Source organism: Kitasatospora sp. NPDC089797, from assembly GCF_040684795.1.
GTDB lineage: Bacteria > Actinomycetota > Actinomycetes > Streptomycetales > Streptomycetaceae > Kitasatospora.
The window spans coordinates 57,628-63,728 of sequence record NZ_JBFBGS010000059.1 but is presented as its reverse complement, the minus strand read 5'-3'; the positions used below and the strand labels follow the sequence as shown (position 1 = coordinate 63,728).

The window sequence follows — 6,101 nt, the reverse complement described above, 5'->3', positions numbered from 1 at the left end:
CCGGCGGCAAGGGCTGGACGAACATCCAGCTCACCCACCGCGGCACCCTCACCGGCGGCAACAACATCGACGACGTCATCGCCCACGCCCCTGGCACCCCCGAACTCTGGCTCTACCCCAACCCCGGCAACACCGGCGTCTACGGCCGCATCGACAAGCCGGTCTCCCTCACCAAGCCCAAGTGCGCCGGGAGCCGGGTCGTTTCCGTTCCAGTGGCGTCCCGGGTCAGACCGACATGCCCCGGGTGGCCGTGGCGGTGGGCGGGGTGGTGCTGCCGGCCGTGGTGCCGAGGGTGTGCTCGACCTTGGCGACGGCGCTGCGGTACTGGAGGGAGGCGAACTGCTGGTCGGCGCCCTGGCGTTGGAAGCAGCCGTAGGCGAGGCCGACGGTGCCGAAGCGTTCGACGCCGACGAAGGCGGTGAGCTGGATGCCCGCGAGCGTGCCGTCGAGGCGGGCGGCGGGGGCGTCCGGGCGGTCGCCGAGGGTGACGGGGGTGACGGTGAAGGTCACCGTGTCGCCGACGGAGGAGTTGAAGGTGATGGTGTGGCAGGTCCTCAGCGCGTCGGCGACGGTGCCGAAGTCGGCGGCGAGCCGGGCGGGGTCCTCGGCGGCGAGGGCCTCGGTGACCATCGGGTTGCCGTCGGGGCCGTCCAGTTCGGTCTCGGCCCTCGGGCTGTCGGGGCCCGGCGTGGTGGCGCGCATGTCGACCAGGGCGCTGAGCGCGGCGCAGCCGCTGACCGGGGTCGGGGCGGCGCTCGGAGCCGGGCTCCCGGTGACGGGCGTCCCGGTGAAGCCCTGGCCCAGGTCGTTCGCGGTGAGCAGGGCCGAACCCAGTTGGTCGGCGGAGGGCAGCGGCTGGACCGGCTCGGCAGCCGCGGCTCCGGCGGGGCCCAGGACGGCCGCCGCGGCCAGGGCGGCGGCGCAGAGGGCGTGGAGCGCGTGGAGTGGCCTCGGGAGGGACATGCGGGCCCCCGGTCGAGTGGTCGGGCAGGGACAGGGAACCAGTGTCCCACCGGGGGCCGGGCGAGGCGCGCGGGCGGGCATCTCCGCAGGTCAGTGGGGTCGATGACGGCCAGGGCCGGGGAGGACGGGCACGGCGCCGGGGGCCGGTGGGCGCCGGGTGGTCGGGTGGCCGCCCGACCACCCGGCCGCCCGACCTCAGAGGGCGGCGGCCAGCTCGGTGCCCTGCTTGATCGCCCGCTTGGCGTCCAGTTCGGCGGCCACGTCGGCGCCGCCGATCACGTGGACGGTCAGGCCCCGCTCGCGCAGCGCCCCGTCGAGGTCGCGGCGCGGCTCCTGGCCGGTGCAGAGCACCACGGTTTCCACGGGCAGGAGTTGGCGTTCGCCGTCGACGGTGTAGTGCAGTCCGGCGTCGTCGATCAGGTCGTAGGTGGCGCCGGCGACCATCACCACGCCGCGGTGCTTGAGTTCGGTGCGGTGGATCCAGCCGGTGGTCTTGCCGAGACCGGCGCCGACCTTGGTGGCCTTGCGCTGCAGCAGGTGGACGCTGCGCGGGGGCACGGGCCGCTCCGGAGCGCGCAGGCCGCCGCGCTCGCGGTACTCCGGGTCGATGCCCCACTTCGCCTGGAACACCGGCGGGTTGAGGCTGGCCCGGTCGCCCGGGTCGGTGAGGAACTCGGCCACGTCGAAGCCGATCCCGCCCGCGCCGAGGATGGCGACCCGCCGGCCGACCGGTGCGCCGTCGCGCAGCACGTCCAGGTAGCTCAGCACGCTGGGGTGGTCGATTCCCGGGATGTCCACGGGAGTTCGGGGCGTGACGCCGGTCGCGAGGACGTACTCGTCGTGCCCGGCGTCGGCGAGCTGCTCGGCGGTGGCGAGGGCGCCGAGGCGCAGGGTGACGCCCAACTCGGCCAGCCGGGTGCGGTAGTAGCGCAGCGTCTCGCCGAACTCCTCCTTGCCCGGGACGAGTCGGGCGATGTTCAGCTGTCCGCCGACGGCGTCGGCCGCGTCGTACAGGGTGACGGCGTGGCCGCGTTCGGCGGCGGAGACGGCGAAGGCGAGACCGGCCGGTCCGGCGCCGACCACGCCGACGGACTTGCGCAGCTTGGTGGGGGCGAGCACGAGTTCGGTCTCGTGGCAGGCCCGCGGGTTGACCAGGCAGGAGGTGATCTGCAGGTTGAAGGTGTGGTCCAGGCAGGCCTGGTTGCAGCCGATGCAGGTGTTGATGGAGTCGGCGCGGTCGGCGCCCGCCTTGGCGACGAAGTCGGCGTCGGCGAGCAGCGGGCGGGCCATCGAGACCAGGTCGGCGCTGCCGTCGGCGAGCAGGCGCTCGGCGATCTCCGGGGTGTTGATGCGGTTGGTGGTGACCAGCGGGATGCCGACCTCGCCCATCACCCGCTTGGTCACCCAGGCGAAGGCGCCGCGCGGCACCGAGGTGGCGATGGTGGGGATCCGGGCCTCGTGCCAGCCGATGCCGGTGTTGATGATCGTCGCCCCCGCGGCCTCGACGGCCTGGGCGAGCCGGACCACCTCGTCCAGGGTGGAGCCGCCCGGGACGAGGTCGAGCATGGAGAGCCGGTAGACGATGATGAAGTCCTCGCCGACCCGCTCGCGGACCCGGCGGACGATCTCCACCGGGAAGCGCATCCGGTTCTCGTACGGGCCGCCCCACTCGTCCGTGCGGTGGTTGGTGGCGGCGACGACGAACTCGTTGACCAGGTAGCCCTCGGAGCCCATGATCTCGACGCCGTCGTAGCCGGCCCGGCGGGCGAGTTCGGCGCAGCGGGCGAAGTCCTCGACGGTCTGCTCGACCTGGTCGGCGGTGAGCTCGTTGGGCACGAAGGGGCTGATCGGGGCCTGGAGGGCACTGGGGGCGACCAGGTCGCGGTGGTAGGCGTAGCGGCCGAAGTGCAGGATCTGCAGGGCGATCCGGCCGCCGGCGGCGTGCACGGCGTCGGTGACCTCCCGGTGCCGGTCGGCCTCCTCCTCGGTGGTCAGCATCGCGCCGCCCTCCCAGGGGCGCCCGGCCTCGTTCGGGGCGATGCCGCCGGTGACGATCAGGCCGACGCCGCCGCGGGCCCGTTCGGCGTAGAAGGCCGCCATCCGCCGGTAGCCGTCCGGGGCCTCCTCCAGGCCGACGTGCATCGAGCCCATGACCACCCGGTTGGGCAGGGTGGTGAAGCCGAGGTCGAGCGGGCTGAGCAGGTGCGGGTAGCGGCTGCTGCCGGGGGTCGAGCTCATCGACGTCTCCTGAGGGGGCGGCCAGTGGGGGTGTGCCGGCGGGGCGTTCCGGTGGGGCCGCCCCGGGGATTCCCGGGGGTCCGCGGGCGCTCCCGGCGGTGTCCCCCCGGTTTGTTACCGCAGAGTAGGCGACGGTCGAGGTGCTATGCAACTAGTTGCATAGCACCGGTGGAGAAGCCCTCGCGCGCCCGGCTCCGCCGCGTATCGTCGTGTCCCGAGATCGCGAACGCCCGACAGGACGAGAGCAGAGCGAGAGGGGACGACCGTGCGGGGTGGCTCGGTGGCCGTGGTCGGCGGCAGCATCGCCGGAAGCGCGTTCGCCGGGGCGGCCGCCCGGCTCGGCGCGGAGCGGGTCGTGGTGCTGGAGCGCACCCCGGGCCGGCTGGAGGACCGCGGCCTGGGGCTCTGCACCCAGAACGAGCGCTTCACCGAACTGGTCGGGGCCGGCCACCTCGCCCCGGACACCCGCCGCCACCGGCTCGCCGTGCGCCGCTGGGTCACCCGGGGGCGGGCCGGCGAGGGCGACGGCCCGTACGGGTGCGGGCGGCCGCTCTGGACCCAGCCGTTCCCGTTCCACTCCCACCACTGGGCGGTGCTCTGGCAGGCGCTGCGCGAGCGCACCCCGGAGACGGTGGAGTACCGGCTCGGCAGCACGGTCACGGCGGTCGGCGGCGACCGCGACGGCGCCTGGACCGAGGAGTCCGACGGCACCCGGACCGGGTACGACCTGGTGATCGGCGCGGACGGCTACCGCTCGGTGGTCCGCGCCGCGATCTGCCCGGAGGCGGTGCCCGAGTACGCCGGGTACGTGTGCTGGCGCGGCAGCTACGACGCCGCACTGCTGGCCGGACTGCCCGGCGGGGCCGGGGCCTGGCCGGAGGACGAGTGCGCGACCGTCTGCTACCCCGGCGGCCAGGTCGTGCTGTACCGCATCCCCGGCCTCGCCCCCGGCAGCACGCTGGTGAACTGGGTCTTCTACGCACCCACCCCGGACTGGCTGCACCTGGACGGTCCGACCGCCTTCGGCGCCGGCGCCCTCAGCGACGAACAGCTGGACGGGATGCGGGAGTTCGCCGAGAAGCAGCTGCCGCCGTACTGGGCCGGGGTGATCGCGCTGACGCCGCCCGAACGGACGCTGCTGCAGCCGCTCTACGACCTGGCGGCGCCCTACCGCACCGCCGGACGGCTGCTCATCGGCGGGGACGCGGCCACCATCGTGCGCCCGCACAACACCAGCGGCGCGGTGAAGGCCCTCCAGGACGCCCACTCCTTCGAGCAGGCCGGACGGCGGCTCGACGACGGCTCCTGGGCGCCGGTGCTCGCCGCGTACGACCGTGAACGGACGCCGGCCGGGCGGGAGTTGGTGGAGCTCGGCCGCATCCTGGGCCGGGCGCAGGTGACCACGGCGCCGGACTGGTCCGGGATGGACGGGTCGGCGATGGACGCCTGGTGGCAGGAACAGCTCGCCGACGGCGGGGCGTCCGGCGGCGCGGGCTTCGGCGGCCACGCGCTCGGGCGGACGGACCGCGGGTGAACAGGGCCCGGGCGGACGGGCCCGGACGAACGGACCCTGAGCGGACGGACCCCGGGCGTGCCCCGGACGAACGGACCCCGGGCGGGCCGGCCGAGCCGGCCCGCCCGGGGCGAACCCTCCGGGGAGGATCAGACGTTGACGCCGTAGTCGGTGGCGATGCCGCGCAGACCGGAGGCGTAACCCTGGCCTATCGCACGGAACTTCCACTCGGCACCGTTGCGGTACAGCTCGCCGAAGACCATCGCGGTCTCCGTCGAGGCGTCCTCGGTCAGGTCGTAGCGGGCGATCTCCTGGCCGTTGGCCTGGTTCACGATCCGGATGAAGGCGTTGCGGACCTGGCCGAAGTTCTGCAGCCGGGCGTCGGCGTCGTAGATCGACACCGGGAAGACCACCTTGGCGACGTCGACCGGCACCCGGGACAGGTCGACCTTGATCTGCTCGTCGTCGCCGTCGCCGCCACCGGTCAGGTTGTCGCCGCTGTGCTCGACCGAACCCTCCGGGCTGCGAAGGTTGTTGAAGAAGACGAAGTGCTGGTCGGAGACCACCTTGCCGAGCGCGTTGCACAGCAGCGCGCTGGCGTCCAGGTCGTAGTCGGCGCCGGTGGTGGTGCGCACGTCCCAACCGAGACCGACGATCACGGCGCTCAGTCCGGGCGCCTCCTTGCTCAGCGAGACGTTGCCGCCCTTGGCCAGCGAAACTCCCACAATGCCCTCCTCGGATCTCTCCCTGCGGACGAATCTACAACACTGTAGAGATCACGAGAATCCGTCTGCGGGTGGCCCCCGCCCCGGGAATTTCTCAGGGGTCCGGGCGGGAACCGATCACCCCGGGCCCGTCCCCTCCGCACACCGAGCACCGCACCGCCCCGGCCGGGCACCGCAGCACCGGCCAGGACGGACCACCGGTCGGGACGCCGCACCGGTCAGGACGCACCACCGGCCGGGGCGCCGGGCGGGGGCGTCCGCCCTACACTGGCGATGGGATCCCCTGGCCGTCCCCGGGCCGAGGCCCTCGCGGGAGGTATCCCATGCGCCAGCGGTACAGCTTCCACCTCGACCAGGGCGGGCACTCGGTCACCGTCAACGTCCGCTCCGGCCTGATCACCGAGACCGAACTGCTGGTGGACGGCAAGGAGTGCGCCTTCCACCGCGTCCACGGCCACGGCGACTACCCCCTGACGCTCTCCGGGCAACTCGCCGAGGAGCCACCGCTGCCGCTGTCCGTCCGGCTGGACCGGACGGGCCGGGCGGAGCACCCGCTGGCCTGCGTGCTGGAACTCGCCGGCGCCGAGCACCCGATGCCGGAACGCACCGCGCGCTGAGCCGCCGCCCCCGAGCGCGGCGGCGCCGGCCTCCGGCTACCTTGC

At 74.0% G+C, this 6,101-nt stretch carries 5 protein-coding genes; 2 read left to right on the top strand and 3 right to left on the bottom strand.

The genetic code is table 11. The annotated features are described in order from the left end of the window. Nucleotides 1-225: 225 nt before the first annotated feature. On the bottom strand, nucleotides 226-963 hold the full coding sequence (locus AB0O91_RS34850) for a hypothetical protein (protein ID WP_363441843.1): 738 nt from the start codon (nucleotides 961-963) through the stop codon (nucleotides 226-228). A 195-nt stretch (nucleotides 964-1,158) separates the two neighbouring features. Continuing rightward, the gene (locus AB0O91_RS34845; RefSeq protein WP_363441842.1) at nucleotides 1,159-3,201 is read right to left on the bottom strand and encodes an NADPH-dependent 2,4-dienoyl-CoA reductase; all 2,043 of its coding nucleotides are present in this window, start codon (nucleotides 3,199-3,201) and stop codon (nucleotides 1,159-1,161) included. A gap of 265 nt (nucleotides 3,202-3,466) precedes the next feature. On the opposite strand from AB0O91_RS34845, the gene AB0O91_RS34840 reads away from it, so the two are divergent. Continuing rightward, a complete protein-coding gene (locus AB0O91_RS34840) occupies nucleotides 3,467-4,735 on the top strand; it encodes a monooxygenase (RefSeq protein ID WP_363441840.1) in 1,269 nt (422 codons plus the stop codon). Between the two features lie 128 nt (nucleotides 4,736-4,863). Here AB0O91_RS34840 and AB0O91_RS34835 read toward each other — a convergent pair whose 3' ends face one another. Next, nucleotides 4,864-5,439, bottom strand: coding sequence for a TerD family protein (locus tag AB0O91_RS34835; protein ID WP_363441838.1), 576 nt, complete (start codon nucleotides 5,437-5,439; stop codon nucleotides 4,864-4,866). A 323-nt stretch (nucleotides 5,440-5,762) separates the two neighbouring features. Between AB0O91_RS34835 and AB0O91_RS34830 the strand changes: the two genes are divergently transcribed. Further along, on the top strand, nucleotides 5,763-6,056 hold the full coding sequence (locus AB0O91_RS34830; protein ID WP_363441836.1) for a hypothetical protein: 294 nt from the start codon (nucleotides 5,763-5,765) through the stop codon (nucleotides 6,054-6,056). Nucleotides 6,057-6,101: the final 45 nt, after the last annotated feature.

Bases quoted from the DNA above. Each gene is read 5' to 3' on its own strand.
- AB0O91_RS34850 (WP_363441843.1), bottom strand. From the start codon at position 963: ATGTCCCTCCCGAGGCCACTCCACGCGCTCCACGCCCTCTGCGCCGCC.
- AB0O91_RS34845 (WP_363441842.1), bottom strand. From the start codon at position 3,201: ATGAGCTCGACCCCCGGCAGCAGCCGCTACCCGCACCTGCTCAGCCCG.
- AB0O91_RS34830 (WP_363441836.1), top strand. From the start codon at position 5,763: ATGCGCCAGCGGTACAGCTTCCACCTCGACCAGGGCGGGCACTCGGTC.